Source organism: Pseudomonas sp. AN-1 (genome assembly GCF_034057115.1).
Lineage (GTDB): Bacteria > Pseudomonadota > Gammaproteobacteria > Pseudomonadales > Pseudomonadaceae > Geopseudomonas.
The window spans coordinates 1,610,239-1,627,020 of sequence record NZ_CP139195.1 but is presented as its reverse complement, the minus strand read 5'-3'; the positions used below and the strand labels follow the sequence as shown (position 1 = coordinate 1,627,020).

15 protein-coding genes are annotated in these 16,782 nt (G+C 66.9%); 14 read left to right on the top strand and 1 reads right to left on the bottom strand.

The features are described 5' to 3' along the window. The first annotated feature begins 156 nt into the window (after positions 1–156). The 14 genes from mdcA (at position 157) to SK095_RS07450 (ending at position 16,358) form a co-directional block, all read left to right on the top strand. Positions 157–1,818, top strand: coding sequence for a malonate decarboxylase subunit alpha (gene mdcA, locus SK095_RS07515; protein ID WP_320548464.1), 1,662 nt, complete (start codon positions 157–159; stop codon positions 1,816–1,818). After that, complete coding sequence (locus SK095_RS07510; RefSeq protein ID WP_320548463.1) at positions 1,818–2,693, top strand: triphosphoribosyl-dephospho-CoA synthase; 876 nt, start codon at positions 1,818–1,820, stop codon at positions 2,691–2,693. The genes mdcA and SK095_RS07510 overlap by 1 nt, the downstream gene beginning before the upstream one ends. 2 nt (positions 2,694–2,695) lie before the next feature. After that, complete coding sequence (locus SK095_RS07505; protein ID WP_320548462.1) at positions 2,696–2,995, top strand: malonate decarboxylase subunit delta; 300 nt, start codon at positions 2,696–2,698, stop codon at positions 2,993–2,995. Continuing rightward, the gene (locus SK095_RS07500; RefSeq protein ID WP_320548461.1) at positions 2,988–3,839 is read left to right on the top strand and encodes a biotin-independent malonate decarboxylase subunit beta; all 852 of its coding nucleotides are present in this window, start codon (positions 2,988–2,990) and stop codon (positions 3,837–3,839) included. Before SK095_RS07505 ends, SK095_RS07500 begins: the two co-directional genes overlap by 8 nt. Further along, positions 3,836–4,642 (top strand): biotin-independent malonate decarboxylase subunit gamma, encoded by an 807-nt coding sequence (gene mdcE, locus SK095_RS07495; RefSeq protein ID WP_320548460.1) that lies wholly within the window; start codon positions 3,836–3,838, stop codon positions 4,640–4,642. Before SK095_RS07500 ends, mdcE begins: the two co-directional genes overlap by 4 nt. Positions 4,643–4,658: 16 nt before the next feature. Further along, positions 4,659–5,285: a malonate decarboxylase holo-ACP synthase gene (locus SK095_RS07490; RefSeq protein ID WP_320548459.1), complete on the top strand. Its 627-nt coding sequence runs from the start codon at positions 4,659–4,661 to the stop codon at positions 5,283–5,285. After that, entirely contained in the window at positions 5,282–6,217 is a 936-nt protein-coding gene (gene mdcH / locus SK095_RS07485) for a malonate decarboxylase subunit epsilon (protein WP_320548458.1), read from the top strand. Before SK095_RS07490 ends, mdcH begins: the two co-directional genes overlap by 4 nt. Positions 6,218–6,273: 56 nt before the next feature. Continuing rightward, the gene (gene madL, locus SK095_RS07480) at positions 6,274–6,711 is read left to right on the top strand and encodes a malonate transporter subunit MadL (RefSeq protein ID WP_320548457.1); all 438 of its coding nucleotides are present in this window, start codon (positions 6,274–6,276) and stop codon (positions 6,709–6,711) included. Between the two features lie 8 nt (positions 6,712–6,719). Next, a complete protein-coding gene (gene madM / locus SK095_RS07475; RefSeq protein ID WP_320548878.1) occupies positions 6,720–7,484 on the top strand; it encodes a malonate transporter subunit MadM in 765 nt (254 codons plus the stop codon). A gap of 166 nt (positions 7,485–7,650) precedes the next feature. Then, positions 7,651–7,830: a CopG family transcriptional regulator gene (locus SK095_RS07470; protein WP_320548456.1), complete on the top strand. Its 180-nt coding sequence runs from the start codon at positions 7,651–7,653 to the stop codon at positions 7,828–7,830. Further along, positions 7,830–10,643, top strand: coding sequence for an SNF2-related protein (locus SK095_RS07465; RefSeq protein ID WP_320548455.1), 2,814 nt, complete (start codon positions 7,830–7,832; stop codon positions 10,641–10,643). Before SK095_RS07470 ends, SK095_RS07465 begins: the two co-directional genes overlap by 1 nt. Continuing rightward, positions 10,640–11,914, top strand: a complete 1,275-nt coding sequence (locus SK095_RS07460; RefSeq protein ID WP_320548454.1) for an ATP-binding protein — start codon at positions 10,640–10,642, stop codon at positions 11,912–11,914. The genes SK095_RS07465 and SK095_RS07460 overlap by 4 nt, the downstream gene beginning before the upstream one ends. Positions 11,915–11,928: 14 nt before the next feature. Then, complete coding sequence (locus tag SK095_RS07455; RefSeq protein WP_320548453.1) at positions 11,929–13,557, top strand: site-specific DNA-methyltransferase; 1,629 nt, start codon at positions 11,929–11,931, stop codon at positions 13,555–13,557. 17 nt (positions 13,558–13,574) lie between these two features. Then, positions 13,575–16,358, top strand: a complete 2,784-nt coding sequence (locus tag SK095_RS07450) for a DEAD/DEAH box helicase (protein WP_320548452.1) — start codon at positions 13,575–13,577, stop codon at positions 16,356–16,358. 171 nt (positions 16,359–16,529) lie between these two features. Here SK095_RS07450 and SK095_RS07445 read toward each other — a convergent pair whose 3' ends face one another. After that, the gene (locus SK095_RS07445; protein WP_320548451.1) at positions 16,530–16,763 is read right to left on the bottom strand and encodes a cbb3-type cytochrome c oxidase subunit 3; all 234 of its coding nucleotides are present in this window, start codon (positions 16,761–16,763) and stop codon (positions 16,530–16,532) included. Positions 16,764–16,782 lie beyond the last annotated feature (19 nt).

Sequence of the window (16,782 nt, the reverse complement as noted above, 5' to 3'; positions counted from 1 at the left end):
GGCGAACGGAGTGCGGCTGGGCGGCATGGGGCTCTGCGCAGCCGGTCGTCAAAGCAATCGTTAACCTGAGCGTAACGATCGACCGCCGGGCTTGATTGAACGCCCCCGCTCCGAACCCTACCGTGACTCCACGACAGCGGAACCCGTGGAGTAGCCATGACAACAACAATTTCCCCCCCGCCGCAGTGGTCGCGTCGGCGCAGCGAGAAGCAGCGCCGCCTCGCCCAGGTGCGCCAGCTGGCCGACGGCGTGGTCTTGCCGACCGAGCGGATCGTCGCCGCCCTGGAAGCGCTGCTCGCCCCCGGCGACCGCGTGGTGCTGGAAGGCAACAACCAGAAGCAGGCCGACTTCCTGTCCCGTTCGCTGGCCAAGGTCGATCCGGGTCGTCTGCACGATCTGCACATGATCATGCCGAGCGTCAGCCGCAGCGAGCACCTCGACCTGTTCGAGCGCGGCATCGCCCGCAAGCTGGACTTCTCCTTCGCCGGCCCGCAGAGCCTGCGCATCGGCCAGCTGATGGAGGACGGCCTGCTGGAAGTCGGCGCCATCCATACCTACATCGAGCTGTACTCGCGCCTGCTGGTCGACCTGATTCCCAACGTCGCCCTGGTGGCCGGCTTCGTCGCCGACCGCGCAGGCAACATCTACACCGGGCCGAGCACCGAGGACACCCCGGCGCTGGTCGAGGCGGCGGCGTTCAGCGACGGCATCGTCATCGTCCAGGTCAACGAGATTGTCGACGACGTGCGCGACCTGCCGCGCGTGGACATTCCGGCCAGCTGGGTCGACTTCGTGGTGCAGGCCGACCGGCCGTTCTACATCGAGCCGCTGTTCACCCGCGATCCGCGCCACATCAAGCCGGTGCACGTGCTGATGGCGATGATGGCAATCCGCGGCATCTACGAGAAGCACAAGGTGCAGTCGCTCAATCACGGCATCGGCTTCAACACCGCGGCCATCGAGCTGATCCTGCCGACCTACGGCGAGCGCCTCGGCCTCAAGGGCAAGATCTGCCGCAACTGGACGCTCAACCCGCACCCGACGCTGATCCCGGCCATCGAGACCGGCTGGGTGGAGAGCGTGCACTGCTTCGGCACCGAGCTGGGCATGGAGAACTACGTGGCGGCGCGCCCGGACGTGTTCTTCACCGGCCGCGACGGCTCGCTGCGCTCCAACCGCATGATGTGCCAGCTGGCCGGCCAGTACGCGGTCGACCTGTTTATCGGCGCAACGTTGCAAGTGGATGGCGACGGCCATTCCTCCACCGTCACCCGCGGCCGTCTGGCCGGCTTCGGCGGCGCGCCGAACATGGGCCACGACCCGCGCGGCCGCCGCCACGCCACCCCGGCATGGCTGGACATGACCGAGCCGGTCACCCTGCTCGAGCGCGGCAGGAAGCTGGTGGTGCAGATGGTCGAGACCTACCAGGAGGGCGGCAAACCGACGTTCGTCGATCAGCTCGACGCGGTGGAGGTGGCGCGCAAGGTCGGCATGCCGCTGGCGCCGGTGATGATCTACGGCGACGACGTCACCCACCTGCTCACCGAGGAGGGCATCGCCTACCTGTACAAGGCGCGCTCGCTGGAGGAGCGCCAGGCGATGATCGCCGCGGTGGCCGGGGTCACCAGCATCGGCCTGCGCCACGACCCGAAAGACACCGAGCGCATGCGCCGCGAGGGGCTGATCGCCCTGCCGGAGGATCTCGGCATCCGCCGCACCGACGCCAGCCGCGAGCTGCTCGCCGCCAAGAGCATCGCCGAGCTGGTCGACTGGTCCGGCGGCCTCTACAACCCGCCCGCCAAGTTCAGGAGCTGGTGATGAACGCCCGGATTGCGGCACGCCCGCAACTCAGTCTGGCCGAGGCGCTCGCCGATCTTGCCGTCGAGGCACTGATCGACGAGGCCGAACTGTCGCCCAAGCCGGCGCTGGTCGACCGCCGCGGCAGTGGCGCCCATAGCGACCTGAATCTCGAGCTGATGCACGCCTCGGCCTGGTCGCTGTGGGCCACCTTCCACGACATGGCCGCCGCCGGCGAGAAAGCCGGGCAGGTCGATGTGGCCCTGCGCGAGACCCTCGGCCGCCTCGGTCGCGACGGCGAGGCGCAGATGCTGGAGGTCACCGGCGGGGTCAACACCCATCGCGGGGCGATCTGGGCGCTGGGCCTGCTGGTCACTGCCGCCGCCCAGGAAGCGCAGCCGAGCGCGGCAGGCGTGACCTTGCGCGCCGCACGCCTGGCCCGGCTGGAGGATCGCCACATCCCGCAGCGCGCGCCGAGCAACGGCGAGCGGGTGCGTCAGCGCTACGGCGTCGGCGGCGCCCGCGCCGAGGCGCAGGCCGGCTTCCCCGGCGCACTGCACCACGGCCTGCCGCAGCTCAAGCGCAGCCGCGCCGCCGGCGCCGGCGAGAGCCACGCGCGGCTGGATGCGCTGCTGGCGATCATGGCCCAGCTCGACGACACCTGCGTGTTGCACCGCGCCGGCCCGGAAGGGCTGGCCTGCATGCAGGACGGCGCCCGCGCGGTGCTGGAATCTGGCGGCAGCGCCAGCCTGGCCGGCCGCCGCCGGCTCAGGGAATTGGACGTCTGTCTCTTGAGGTTGAATGCCTCGCCCGGCGGTGCAGCCGATCTGCTCGCCGCGACTTTATTCCTCGACCGCCTGGAGCTGCAGCTCCGGGCGCAGATTGGGAGCCTGTGAACATGGAAACCCTGTCCTTTGCCTTCCCCGCCGGCCTGCCGGCGCGCCAGCGCGCCCAGGTGGGCTGCGTCGGCTCCGGTGATCTGGAAGTGCTGCTCGAGCCCGGCCAGGCCGGCACCCTGAGCATCCAGGTGGTCACCTCGGTGAACGGCAGCGCCGAGCGCTGGCGCCACCTGTTCGAGCGCATGTTCGCCGGCGCCAACCCGCCGGCCCTGAACGTCGATATCCACGATTTCGGTGCCACCCCCGGTGTGGTGCGGCTGCGTCTGGAACAGGCGCTGGAGGAGGTGAGCGATGTCTGACCTGAATGCACTGCTGCACAGCCGCAGCTTCGTCGAACTGGGCGCCCGCCAGCGCGCCGCCGCGCTGCTCGATCAGGGCAGCATGCGCGAACTGCTCGACCCCTTCGCCCGCGTCAAGTCGCCGTGGCTGGAGGCCCAGGGCATAGTCGCCCAGGCCGACGACGGCGTGGTGGTGGCCAAGGGCACCCTCGGTGGTCGTCCGGCGGTGATCGCCGCCATCGAGGGCAACTTCCAGGGCGGCAGTCTGGGCGAGGTCGGCGGCGCCAAGCTGGCCGGCGCGCTGGAGCTGGCCGCCGAGGACAACCGCAACGGCATCCCCACCTGCGCCGTGCTGCTGCTGGAGACCGGCGGCGTGCGCCTGCAGGAGGCCAATCTGGGCCTCGCCGCCATCGCCGAGGTGCAGGCCGCCATCGTCGAGCTGCGCCAGTACCAGCCGGTGATCGGCGTGGTCGCCGGTCCCGTGGGCTGCTTCGGCGGCATGTCGATCGCCGCCGCGCTGTGCAGCCACCTGCTGGTCACCCGCGAGGCGCGCCTGGGCCTCAACGGCCCGCAGGTGATCGAGCAGGAAGCCGGCCTCGACGAGTACGACTCGCGCGACCGCCCGTTCATCTGGAGCCTCACCGGCGGCGAGCAGCGCTTCGCCTGCGGCCTGGTCGACGCCTACCTCGCCGACGAGGTGAGCACCATCCGCGCGCGCCTGCTGGCCACTCTCGACCAGCCGGGCGACGCCCTGCCGCGCAGCCGCCAGTACGCCCGCTTCCTCGATCTGCTGGAGGGCTTCGATGCCACTCCGCAGGCCGACGCCGCCTCCGTGCGCGCCCTCTACCAAGGAGACCAGGCATGAGCACCGTCCTTTCGCAACGCGGCCTGAACTGGCTGCGCGCCCTGACCGGCAACGCCGCCGAGCAGCCGGGCTACCCGGCCTCGGTGCGCGTGGTCGACGCCGCCCTCGGCGGCCAGCCGGCCCGCTACATCGCCGTGGTGCCGGATGCGCAGAGCCGCTTCCCACGCGCCCGCAGCGGCGAGGTCGGCCTGCTCGAAGGCTGGAGTCTCGGCCGCGCGCTGGACGAGGTGATCGCGGCCGACTTTGAGGCGCCGATCAAGCGCGCGGTGGTCGCCGTGGTCGACGTACCCAGCCAGGCCTACGGCCGCCGCGAGGAGGCCCTCGGCATCCATCAGGCGCTGGCCGGCGCGGTGGACGGCTACGCCCGCGCCCGCCTGGCCGGCCATCCGGTGATCGCCCTGCTGGTCGGCAAGGCCATGTCCGGCGCCTTCCTCGCCCACGGCTACCAGGCCAACCGCATCGTCGCCCTGCGCGATCCGGGGGTGATGGTCCACGCCATGGGCAAGGAGTCCGCCGCCCGCGTCACCCTGCGCACGGTCGACGAGCTGGAAGCCTTCGCCGCCAAGGTGCCGCCGATGGCCTACGACCTTGACAGCTACGCCTCGCTCGGCCTGCTCTGGGAAACCCTCTCGGTGGAGGCCATCGAGACGCCGCAGGGCGAGGACCTGGCGCGGGTGCAGGCCTGCCTGGAACAGGCGCAGGCCGATATCCGCGCTGGCGGCACCGACCTGCGCGGCCGCCTCGGCGCCGCCAACCGCGCTGCCTCGCAGCGTGTGCGCGAGCTGCTGCGCGCGCAGTGGTAAGCGGGAGGACTCGCCCATGCCTGCCATCGACTTCCAGCCGCACGCCCACGACCTGCTCTGGGGCATGCACCCCGCGCAGCTCGACGCCGGCGCGCCGGACTGGGCGCGCGAGGTGCTCGCCGCCGGCCTTCCGGTGGTGGTGCGTCGCGGCCCGGCACCGCAGGGCCAGGTCGCGGTGGGCGTGCGCGGCCGTGGCCGCGAGCAGCGCCATGCGACCTGGATGCCGCTGGCGGCGATCCGCCGCCGCGTGGCGCCGGAGCAGTTGACCGGCGGCGGGGCAGGGCAGGACGCCTGGCCGGCCCTGCGTGCCCTGGCCTGGCTGGCGCCGCAGCTGGATGCCCTGGGTCTCGCCTGGGGCGTCACCGGCAGCGCCGGCTACCAACTGGCCAGCGGCGCGCAGGTGCTGCACGGCAACAGCGACCTCGACCTGCTGCTGCGCGCGCCGCAGCCGCTGGAGCGCGGCGCTGCCGCAGAATTGCTGGGCCTGCTCGACCGCGCCCTGTGCCGGGTCGACCTGCAGCTGGAGACCCCGCTTGGCGCCATCGCCCTGCGCGAGTGGGCGGGGCCGGCGCCGCAGGTGCTGCTCAAGGCCGAGCAGGGTCCGCGCCTGGTGGCCGATCCCTGGCAGGAGGTGGCGGCATGAGCAGTCTGTTCGCCTTCCCCGGCCAGGGCGCCCAGCAGCCGGGCATGCTCCACCAGTTGCCGGACGCGCCCGAGGTCGCCGCCTGTCTGCGCGAGGCCAGTGCGGTGCTGGACGAGGACGTGCTGGCGCTGGATAGTGAGAAAGCCTTGCATTCCACCCGCGCCGTGCAGCTGTGCCTGCTGCTCGCCGGGGTGTCCTGCGCGCGGCTGCTGATGGCGCGAGGCGCGCGGCCGGACTACGTGGCCGGGCTGTCGATCGGCGCCTGGGCGGCGGCGGTGACCGCCGGGGCGCTGCAGTTCGCCGACGCGGTGCGCCTGGTCGCCCTCCGCGGCGAGCTGATGGAGCGCGCCTGGCCGCAGGGCTACGGCATGACTGCGATCATGGGCCTGGAGCGTTCGACCGTCGAAGCGCTGCTGGCCGAGGTCAACGACGCGGACGGCCCGGTGTACCTGGCCAACGTCAACGCCGCCAACCAGCTGGTGATCGCCGGCAGCGAGGCGGCCATGGCGGCGGTCGGCGCGCGGGCCCGTACCCTCGGCGCCGGCGCGGTCAAGCGCCTGGCGGTCAGCGTGCCCTCGCACTGCGCGCTGCTCGACGCGCCCGCCGCACAACTGGCCGTAGCCTTCGCCCAGGTAGAAGTGCGCCGGCCGGTGCTGCGTTATCTCAGCAGCAGCTCGGCGCGGCTGGTCATGGAGCCGAGCGCCCTGCGCGACGACCTGGCCTTCAACATGTGCCGCCTGGTCGACTGGCAGGGCACCCTGCGCAACGCCTGGGAACGCGGCGTGCGCCTGCACATCGAACTGCCTCCGGGCACGGTCCTCAGCGGACTGGCGCGGCGGGTCATGAGACAGGGAACCGTGGCTGCCTTCCAGGGCGCCCGTCTCGACACCCTGGTCGCGCTGCTGCGCGAGGAGGGCTGCGTCGACCGCTGACAGCTCCCTCGCGAAGTACAAGAACAACAACTTCGATCCACTAAAGGACAACAACAATGATCATCTACGGTGTAGCCCTGCTGTCCATCTGCACGCTGGCCGGCCTGTTCGTCGGCGACCTGCTCGGCGTGCTCATGGGTGTGCCCTCCAACGTCGGCGGTGTCGGCATCGCCATGATCCTGCTGATCTTCGGCGGCGGCTGGCTCAGCAAACGCGGCCTGCTCGCCGGCAAGACCGAACAGGGCATCGAGTTCTGGAGCGCCATCTACATTCCCATCGTGGTCGCCATGGCTGCCCAGCAGAACGTGCTCGGCGCGCTGTCCGGCGGTCCGGCGGCGATCCTCGCCGGCCTGGCGGCGGTCACCATCAGCTTCGCCCTGGTGCCGGTGCTCGACCGCCTCGGCCGCAAGGACGAGGCAGCCGCGGAGCCTGAAGCCAAGCCCGCAACCCCTGTCGCTACTGCCAAACCTGCCGCCTCCAGCGCCCAACGGTGATTGCCATGATCCTCGAATCCCTGACCAAGGTACTCAACGGCTACGGCATGATCAGCGGCTTCGCCGTGATCGGCGCGACCATGTGGCTGTCCTACTGGATGTCCGCCAGGCTGACCAAGGGCCGCCTGCACGGCTCGGCCATCGCCATCCTCATCGGCCTGGTGCTGTCCTACTTCGGTGGCCTGTACACCGGCGGGCAGAAGGGTCTGGTCGACATCCCGCTGCTGTCCGGCATCGGCATCCTAGGCGGCGCCATGCTGCGCGATTTCGCCATCATCGCCACCGGCTTCGGCGTCAATCCCGCAGAGCTCAAGCGCGCCGGGGCCAGCGGGGTGCTGGCGCTGTTCGTCGGCATCTTCGCCTCCTTCGTCGCCGGCGCCGGCGTGGCCCTGGCCTTCGGCTACACCGACGCGGTCAGCCTGACCACCATCGGCACCGGCGCGGTGACCTACATCGTCGGCCCGGTGACCGGCGCGGCCATCGGCGCCAGCTCCGAGGTGATGGCGCTGTCGATCGCCGCCGGCCTGATCAAGGCCATCGTGGTGATGGTCGCCACCCCCTTCGTGGCGCCCTTCATCGGCCTCAACAACCCGCGCGCCGCGGTGATCTTCGGCGGCCTGATGGGCACCTCCAGCGGCGTGGCCGGCGGCCTGGCGGCCACCGATCCGAAGCTGGTGCCCTACGGCTGCCTGACCGCGGCCTTCTACACCGCCCTCGGCTGCCTGCTCGGCCCGTCGCTGATCTACTTCCTGATGCGTGGCCTGTTCGGCTGATCGGGAATGCCTTCGTCAGCGGCCCGCCTTGTGCGGGCCGTTGGCGTTTTGGGTTTGCACGATGTGCTCGGTGAGGGCGGAAATAGGCCCGTTTCCCTCGATTACCGCGCAATGCAGCATCGCCTGATGTAAAGTGATGCACATTTATGCTTCGTGGTGAACCGACATGAAGTCCGCACGTACCACCATCTCCTTGCCTCCCGAACAGCTCGAGCAATTGCAGGCTCTGGCCGACCGTCACGGCCTGTCGCTGGCTTGGGTCATCCGCCAGGCCATCGGCGAATTCCTCGCCCGGGTCGAGCACCCCGCCAACTTTGACCCCCTTGCATCCAGGAAGGAGGGGTGATGTACACCCCCTATCAACGCGCCTATCTGGCCCACTGGCTGTCGCTGTCCAGAGGCGACGAGCAGGCGCTGACGCAGACCATGGCCAGCGCCAGGGTGGACATGAACCCGCATCAGGTCGATGCGGCGCTGTTTGCCCTGCGCTCCCCCTTGTCGCGCGGCGCCTTGCTGGCCGACGAGGTCGGTCTGGGCAAGACCATCGAAGCCAGCCTGGTGCTGGCGCAGAAGTGGGCGGAGCAGCGTCGCCGCCTGCTGCTGATCGTTCCGGCCACCCTGCGCAAGCAGTGGAGCCAGGAGCTGGCCGACAAGTTCGAGCTGCCCTCGATCATTCTCGACAGCAAGAAATTCAATGCCGCCCGCAAGCAGGGCGTCGACAATCCGTTCGACGAGCAGTCGGCCATCGTCATCTGCTCCTACGAGTTCGCCGCCCGCAAGCAGCGGGAGCTGGGACTGATCCAGTGGAATCTGGTGGTCTTCGACGAGGCGCACAAGCTGCGCAATAGCTACAAGGCTGAGGGCGCCAAGATTGCCAAGGCGCTGGAGGCCGCCCTGGCGGGCAGCTCCAAGCTGCTGCTGTCGGCCACCCCGCTGCAGAACAACCTGCTGGAGCTGTACGGCCTGGTGTCGATCATCGACCCGCATTTCTTCGGCGATCTGGAGTCCTTCAAGGCGCGCTATTGCCGGCCGAAGATGCCGGCTGCCGAACTGATGCAACTACGCAGCCGGCTCCAGAGCGTTTGCAGGCGTACCCTGCGCCGACAGGTGCAGGAGGAGGGCGGCATCAACTTCACCCGTCGCTATTCGCTGACCGAGGCCTACGATCCGTACCCGGATGAGAAGGAACTCTATGCGCGGATTTCCTCCTACCTGCAGGACGAAAGCACGCTGGCTATCCAGCCGAAGGCGCGGCAACTGGTCACCCTGGTCATCCGCAAGATCCTCGCCTCCTCGTCTCACGCCATCCAGGGCACCCTGCAGCGGATGATCGATCGCCTGGAAAAGCGCCAATCGTTGGCCGAGGCCTTGCAGGACTACGAGGAGCTCGACGACCTGAGCGATGCCACGGCGGTAGACGACGAGGACTTCGTCGACCCCGTCGCCCTGCAGGCGGAAATCGACCGGCTCAAGGATTTCCTGCAACTGGCCAGCGGGATCGCGCGCAATGCCAAGGGCGAAGCCCTGCAGCGCGCTCTGGAGCGGGCCTTCGACTCTGCCGAGCGTCTGGGCGGGCCACGCAAGGCGGTGATCTTCACCGAGTCCGTGCGTACCCAGGCCTGGCTGTTCGAGCAGCTCTCCTCCGCCGGCTATGCGGGGCAGATCGTGCTGCTCAACGGCAGTAATGACGATGCCGACTCGCAGCAGACCTACCGAGCATGGCTGGAAAAACATAAGGGCAGCTCGCGCATCTCCAACGCGAAAAGCGCCGACATGAAGGCCGCCTTGGTCGAACGTTTCCGCGAGCAGGCCAGCATCATGATCTGCACCGAGGCCGGTGCCGAAGGTATCAACCTGCAGTTCTGTTCGCTGCTGATCAACTACGACCTGCCATGGAATCCGCAGCGGGTCGAGCAGCGCATCGGCCGCGTGCACCGCTATGGCCAGTTGCACGACGTGGTGGTGGTGAACTTCATCAACAACGGTAACGTGGCCGACCGGCGGGTTTTCGAGCTGCTCAACCGCAAGTTCCAGCTGTTCGAAGGCGTGTTCGGCGCCTCCGACGAAATTCTCGGCGCCATCGAATCTGGCGTGGATATCGAGCAGCGCATCCACAGGATCTACCAGCTGTGCCGCACTACGGCAGAAATCGAGGCCGAATTCGACCGCCTGCAGGCCGAGCTGGAGGAGCAGATCGACAGCCGCAACCGCGAAGCGCAGCGTGCCCTGCTGGAGAACTTCGACGTCGACGTGGTACAGCGCCTGAGCATGCGCCGCGAGCGTGCCTGCCGTGAGCTGGACGACTACCAGCAACGCCTGCTGTTGCTGGCGCGCATGAGCCTGCCGCAGGCGCACTTCGAGGCCGAGCGCTTCCAGCTCGACGGCCAGTGGTACGCCCCCCACTGGCAGAGCGCCGAGCAGACGGATGCGCGCTTCTTCCAGCCGGCCACCGGGCTGGGCGCGCAGTTGATCGCCGAGGCCCAGGCTGCGCTGACCGGCGCCGGACCGGCCGAGCTGGCCTTCGTCTACGAGCCGACCGGCAATGGTCAACTGTCCGATCTGCAGCGGTTCATCGGTCAGTCCGGCGAACTGCAGGTGGAAAAACTCTGCCTGACGAGCGGTGAAGAACGGCGCGAATACCTGCTGCTGGCCGGCCGCAGCGACAGCGGCGTGGAGCTCGACGAGCGTACCTGCAACCGTCTGCTGCAGCTGAAGGCCCGCGAATTGTCGCCTGCCGCCACGCTGCGCCATGGCGCAGCCCTGCAGTTGCAACTCGACGCCTTGCGTCTCGCCCATCTGGCCGAGGCCGAGGCCCGCAATGCCCGCTTTTTCGAAGAAGAAACCGGAAAGTTCGAGCGCTGGGCCGAAGACAAGCGCATCGGCCAGGATCTGCGAATCAGACAGCTCGATCAGGAGATCAAGGAAGCCCGCAAGGCCGTCCGTCAGCTGGAAACCCTGCAGGAGAAGATGGCCGCCAAGAAGGCGCTGCAGAAACTCGAGCGCGAGCGCGACCGGCTGATGCTCGACTACCACGAGGAAAAGAAGAAGATCGAGACCGAGGAAGACCGGCTGCTCGAGGAGATCGAAAGGAAACTGCAGATCGGCGAGCGGCAGGAAGCGCTGTTCGCTCTGCGCTGGCGCCTGGAGGGCGAGAGATGATCAACACCACGGAACTGGTACGCGAGCTGATCTACCAGATACGCCTGGGCGAGGATTCGGCCTACGAATTCAAGGCGGTGACCATCGAGGGCAGCAAGGTCGCCAAGCCGCATCGCGACAGCGTCGCCGACGAGCTGGCCGCCTTCGCCAACGGCAGCGGCGGGGTGCTGCTGCTCGGCGTCAACGACAAGACGCGCGAAGTGGAAGGCATCGAGCGCGAGCAGCTGGATATCGTCGACTTGTGGCTAAGCAATATGGCCAGCCAGGCCATCGACCCGCCGCTGCCCATCGAGACGCGCCTGGTGGAGGTGCCCGACCGTCAGGGCAACGCCCGGCCACTGGTCTGGGTGCGGGTGGCCAAGAGCCTGTTCGTCCATCGCAGCCCGCATGGCTACTTCCACCGTGTCGGCTCCAGCAAGCGGGAAATGTCGCCCGAGCTGCTCGCCCGGCTGTTCCAGCAGCGCAGCATGGCGCGGCTGATCCGCTTCGACGAGCAGCCGGTGCCCCGGACCGGCGTCGAGGATATCGACCCCGCGCTCAAGGCGCGTTTCCTGCGCAGTGACCTGCCGGAGCTCCTGCAACTGAAGAAGCTCTACCTGCTGGTCGAGGACGAGGAGCTGCGCCTGCGCCTGTCGGTCAGCGGCGTGCTGCTGTTGACTCGTCGTCCGGCCGACTTCCTGTCCTCGGCCTACGTGCAGTGCGTGGCCTATTCCGGCAGCGAGCGCAATGCCGAATACCAGCTCGACGCTCAGGACTGCGACGGCCCGGTCGACGAGCAGATCCGCCAGGCGTTTAACTTCGTCAAGCGCAATATGCGCGTGGAGGCGGTCAAGCGCCCCGGCCGCATCGACATTCCCCAGTACGATCCGGGTGCGGTCTACGAGGCGCTGGTCAATGCCGTGGCGCACCGCGACTACGCCATGTACGGCGCCCGCATCCGTGTGCACCTGTTCGCCGACCGGATGGAAATCTCCACACCTGGCGGGCTGCCCAACAGCCTGACGGTGGCGAGCATGGACGCCAACAGCATCAGCCGCAACGAAACCCTGGTGAACCTGCTGAGCCGCTACTACCCGGCCGACCCGGTCACCCGCCGGCAGAACCTGATCGAACGGCGCGGCGAAGGCGTGCCGACCATCCTCGCCGCCAGCGAGCGGCTGTCCCTGCGGCGCCCGCTCTTTGAGCAGATCGACCATACCGAACTGAAACTGACGATCTACGCCGCCAGCCGCGAAAGCAACGGTCTGCTGGCGCAGTTCGACGACGAATAAGGCCGTACCCCGCAATGAGCGAAAAAACCAAACTGGAGCTGACCTGGATCGGCAAGGACAAGCGTCCGCGCCTGGAACCGCGCATCCTGATCGAGGACAAGGCGCTGTCCTACAGCGCCGAGACCGCCCTGCCGCGGCAGGGCGACCTGCTGACCGACCAACCGCCGCCGAGCTACAACGACAACCTGCTGATCCAGGGCGACAACCTGCTGGCGCTCAAGGCGCTGGAGTCCAAATACGCCGGCCAGGTGAAGTGCGTGTTCATCGATCCGCCGTACAACACCGGCAGCGCCTTCAGCCATTACGACGACGGGCTGGAGCATTCGCTGTGGCTGACCATGATGCGCGACCGGCTGGAGCTCATCCGTACCTTGCTGGCGGACGATGGCTCGTTGTGGATCACCATCGATGACAATGAAGCGCACTATTTGAAAGTGTTGTGCGATGAGGTGTTTGGGCGCCGGAATTTTGTGGCCAATATTGTTTGGCAGAAGCGCACTTCAAGAGAAAATCGGGCTGCAGTCGGATCAGCTCATGATCACATGCTCGTATACGCAAAGTGCGGCGCAGTGGATTGGAAATCTACCAGGCAGCTTTTGCCGGCAAACAGCGCAGGATACGCAAATCCAGACAATGATCCTCGCGGTGAGTGGCGTTCTATTCCATTCAGTGCACAAGGTTATCGTCCGAACCAGATGTATAAAATAAAAACTGCGAGTGGTGACTTTGTCGAGCCTCCCAAGGGGCGTTGTTGGGGCGCCACTGAACCAGTCTACTTGGAGTACTTGAAGGATAATCGGGTTTATTTTCCCAGTAGCGGCACAGGGAAACCCAGAATCAAGCAGTTCCGAGGAGAGGAAAAAGGTCTTGTGCCAATGACTTGGTGGGATTCTGAGTTTGCTGGTGACAATGAAGCCGCAAAGAAAGAAATCCTGGCTCTCTTTCCTGACGATGAGCCGTTTGGCACTCCAAAGCCGGAGCAGCTTTTGGAACGAGTGATACATATTGCCACTCGTCCCGGCGACCTCGTCCTCGACTCCTTCGCCGGCTCCGGCACCACCGGCGCGGTGGCGCACAAGATGGGGCGGCGCTGGATCATGGTCGAGCTGGGCGAGCACTGCCATACCCATATCGTGCCGCGCCTGAAGAAGGTCATCGACGGCGAGGACCAGGGTGGCATCAGCAAGGCGGTGAACTGGCAGGGCGGCGGCGGTTTCCGCTACATGCGTCTGGCGCCGTCGCTGCTGAAGAAGGACCAGTGGGGCAACTGGGTGATCAATCCGGCCTACAACGCCGAGATGCTCGCAGAGGCCATGTGCAAGCACATGGGCTTCACCTACGCGCCCAGCCAGACCCATTTCTGGATGCACGGGCAGGGTAGCGAGACGAGCTTCATCTACGTCACTACCGGCAGCCTGAGCCACGACCAGTTGCGCCTGATCAGCGAGGAGGTCGGCAGCCAGCGCAGCCTGCTGATCTGCTGCAAGGCGTTCATGGCCGACACCGATGCCTTCCCGAACCTGACCTTGAAGAAGATTCCCAGGGCCATTCTCGGCAAGTGCGAGTGGGACCACGACGATTACAGCTTCAGCATCGATCTGACCGGCGAAGCAGCGGACGAAGACGACTTCGACGACGAATAACGGAAAGGAAATCTGTCATGGCTGAGCCGATCAAGGGCCAGAGAGTAGCCAACCAAATCAGTGCCAACCTTTCGCTGCGCAAACCCCAGCGCGAATCCCTGCAGGTGCTGGTCGATCTGCTCGACCAGTTGCCGCTGGGCAAGGAGCCGGACCTGCAGCACTGGCTGCAGGTGATTCAGGCCCACTACCCGAGCATGCAGGCCTTCGAGCGGGCTTTCCCCTCGCTGTGCTTCGCCCTCGCCACCGGGGTGGGCAAGACGCGGCTGATGGGCGCGATGATCGCCTGGCTGTTCATTACCGGGCGCAGCCGGCATTTCCTGGTGCTGGCGCCCAACCTGACCATCTACGAGAAGCTGAAGAAGGACTTCACCCTCGGCCAGCCCAAGTACGTGTTCGCCGGCATCCCGGAAATGGCCAATACGCCGCCGGTGGTGATCACCGGCGAGGACTACGAGGATGGCCGCGGCGTTCGTCTCGACTACGCCGTGCCGGCCACCCTCTCCGGCGACCTGTTCGGCGCTGACTCCACGTTGCACATCAACATCTTCAACATCGCCAAGATCAACGCCCGCGACAACAAGAAGGGCGCCGTCAAGTCGGCTACCGCCAAGGTGCGCCGCCTGCAGGAGTATCTGGGCGAGTCCTACTTCGAGTATCTGGCCAACCTGCCCGACTTGGTGGTGCTGATGGACGAGGCCCATCGCTACTACGCCGATGCCGGTGCCAAGGCGATCAATGACCTCAAGCCGGTGCTGGGGCTGGAGCTGACCGCCACGCCGAAGACCGTCGGCGCCAGGCCGCGCCCGTTCGGCAATGTGGTCTACCACTACCCGCTGTCCTGCGCGCTCAAGGACGGCTACGTGAAGATCCCGGCGGTGGCCACGCGCAAGGACTTCCGCTCCGACCAATACACGACCGAGGCGCTGGAAACCATCAAGCTGGAAGACGGCATCCACCACCACGAATACGTCAAGGTGGAGCTGGAGAACTACGCCCGCAGCCAGGGCGTGCGCGCCGTCAAGCCGTTCATGCTGGTGGTGGCGCAGGACACGGCCCACGCCGCCGAGATTCGCGCGCGTATCGAGTCGGACGAGTTCTTCGGCGGTCGCTACCGGGGCCGGGTGATCGAGGTGCACTCCAACCAGTCCGGCGAGGAGTCGGACGAGTCCATGCAGCGCCTGCTGGCGGTGGAGCACGACGAAACCACCGAGGTGGTCGTCCACGTCAACAAGCTCAAGGAAGGCTGGGACGTCACCAACCTCTACACCATCGTGCCGCTGCGCGCCTCGGCGTCGGAAATTCTCACCGAGCAGACCATCGGCCGCGGCCTGCGCCTGCCCTACGGCAAGCGTACCGGCGTGGATGCGGTGGATCGCCTGTGCATCGTTGCTCACGACCGCTTCCAGGAAATCGTCGACCGCGCCAACCAGGACGACTCGCTGATCCACGAGAAAATCTACATCGGCAGCGGCGCCGATGCCGACGTGCCGGATCGCCAGCCGCAGCAGCTCGAGGCCCCTCCCGTTTCGGTGGTGCAGACCTCCAGCGAGGACGCCACTCCAGCGGCCGAAAACGCCGCTCGCTATCAGGTGGCGGTGCGCTCGGAGCAGGAGGCGAAGATCGCTGCGGCGGCCATCCAGGCCGTACAGGAGGAGGCGCGCAAGCTGACCTCCAGCCGCCAACTGGCCGACGAGTCGCTGCAGCAGAAGCTGATCCGCCGCGTGCAGCGCACCCTGCAGGAGCAGCGTCCCGTTCAGCAGGAACTGGGCGGCCTGGAAAGCGAGCCGCTGCCCAGCACGGCCGAGATCGAGAGCCTGGTGCGCAGCGTGACGGAAAAGGCCGTCGAACTGACCATCGACATCCCGCATATCACCGTGCTGCCCAGCCGCGAGGTGAACTACGGTTTCCACGATTTCGATCTGCAGAACCTGAGCAAGATCCGCTTCGAGCCGGTCAGCCAGGAAATGCTCCTGCGCCATCTGGAAAGCGAGCGCAGCGCAAGCATCCAGTGGGGGCCGCAGCAGGCCCGCGAGGCACGTCCGGAGGATTACCTGGTTCGCCAGTTGTTCGCCCGCGACGAGGTGGATTACGACCAGTATGCCGACCTGCTGTACAAGCTGGCGGGGCAGTTGGTCGAGCATCTGCGCAGCTACCTGCACGACGAGGCGGAGGTGGAGAATGTCCTGCTCTACTGGCAGAAACAGCTGGGCGACTTCATCTGGGCGCAGATGCAGGAGCAGCGCTGGACCACGCCCTGCGACTATCGCGGCAAGGTGATTGCAGGCTTCGAGGTGTTGCGCCCGGCTACCTTCATCCTGCCGGCGGGTGAGAAGCCTCGACATTTCCGTGCCCCCATCACCGACCGCCGCGCGATCCGCCAGATGGTGTTCGAAGGTTTCCAGAGGTGCTGTTTCCCTTACCAGAAGTTCGACTCGGTCGAGGGTGAGTGGCGCCTGGCACAGCTGCTCGAGGACGACGACAAGGTGCTCAAGTGGATGAAGCCGGCCCCCGGCCAGTTCCGTATCGAATACCAGGAAGGGCGCAACTACGAGCCGGACTTCGTGGTGGAAACCGATAGGGTGCATCTGATCGTCGAGCCCAAGCGCGCCGACCAGATCGACCATGACGAGGTGCAGGCCAAGGCCCGTGCCGCAGTGCGCTGGTGCGGGTTTGCCAACGAGCATGCGCTGAGCAACGGCGGCAAGCCCTGGACTTACCTGCTCGTCCCGGACGATCAGATCGTACTTGGGATGAGCGTCGCACGCTTGGCGGCGGAGTTTGAGCACTGTCCTGAAGGCTGACGCTCTGCTGACGTCATGGAGGCGTACGTGCACGACTTTGCGATCACTGTCTTTGGCATGTCGCGATGCGCGCGGTGGCCTGATCGGATCGCTTCACCCAGGTCCAGCCAACGGCCCGCCTTGTGCGGGCCGTTGGCGTTTGGGGCATGACGCCGCCGTTCGGGGTACGGATCAGGCGCGGAAGTTGTTCCAGTCATCACAGCGGCCACGGCAAGAACCAGGACAGGCACATCCCGTGCGGCTGCGCCCGGTGGCCTGCTCCATGCGCCGCGCCACCTCCGGGTCGTCCGCAAAGGGCAGCATGGTCGCCTCGTCCAGACCGCGCTGGCTCTTGCCCGAGAGACAGAACTGCACGGCGGCGATGAACAGGGTCGCGCAGGTCAGCAACCAGAACTCGTTGGTCATGGTGTTGCTCCTCAAATGA

Excerpts from the sequence above, each read along its gene's own strand:
- mdcA (WP_320548464.1), top strand. The coding sequence starts at position 157 with ATGACAACAACAATTTCCCCCCCGCCGCAGTGGTCGCGTCGGCGCAGC.
- SK095_RS07510 (WP_320548463.1), top strand. The coding sequence starts at position 1,818 with ATGAACGCCCGGATTGCGGCACGCCCGCAACTCAGTCTGGCCGAGGCG.
- SK095_RS07505 (WP_320548462.1), top strand. The coding sequence starts at position 2,696 with ATGGAAACCCTGTCCTTTGCCTTCCCCGCCGGCCTGCCGGCGCGCCAG.
- SK095_RS07500 (WP_320548461.1), top strand. The coding sequence starts at position 2,988 with ATGTCTGACCTGAATGCACTGCTGCACAGCCGCAGCTTCGTCGAACTG.
- mdcE (WP_320548460.1), top strand. The coding sequence starts at position 3,836 with ATGAGCACCGTCCTTTCGCAACGCGGCCTGAACTGGCTGCGCGCCCTG.
- SK095_RS07490 (WP_320548459.1), top strand. The coding sequence starts at position 4,659 with ATGCCTGCCATCGACTTCCAGCCGCACGCCCACGACCTGCTCTGGGGC.
- mdcH (WP_320548458.1), top strand. The coding sequence starts at position 5,282 with ATGAGCAGTCTGTTCGCCTTCCCCGGCCAGGGCGCCCAGCAGCCGGGC.
- madL (WP_320548457.1), top strand. The coding sequence starts at position 6,274 with ATGATCATCTACGGTGTAGCCCTGCTGTCCATCTGCACGCTGGCCGGC.
- SK095_RS07470 (WP_320548456.1), top strand. The coding sequence starts at position 7,651 with ATGAAGTCCGCACGTACCACCATCTCCTTGCCTCCCGAACAGCTCGAG.
- SK095_RS07465 (WP_320548455.1), top strand. The coding sequence starts at position 7,830 with ATGTACACCCCCTATCAACGCGCCTATCTGGCCCACTGGCTGTCGCTG.
- SK095_RS07460 (WP_320548454.1), top strand. The coding sequence starts at position 10,640 with ATGATCAACACCACGGAACTGGTACGCGAGCTGATCTACCAGATACGC.
- SK095_RS07455 (WP_320548453.1), top strand. The coding sequence starts at position 11,929 with ATGAGCGAAAAAACCAAACTGGAGCTGACCTGGATCGGCAAGGACAAG.
- SK095_RS07450 (WP_320548452.1), top strand. The coding sequence starts at position 13,575 with ATGGCTGAGCCGATCAAGGGCCAGAGAGTAGCCAACCAAATCAGTGCC.
- SK095_RS07445 (WP_320548451.1), bottom strand. The coding sequence starts at position 16,763 with ATGACCAACGAGTTCTGGTTGCTGACCTGCGCGACCCTGTTCATCGCC.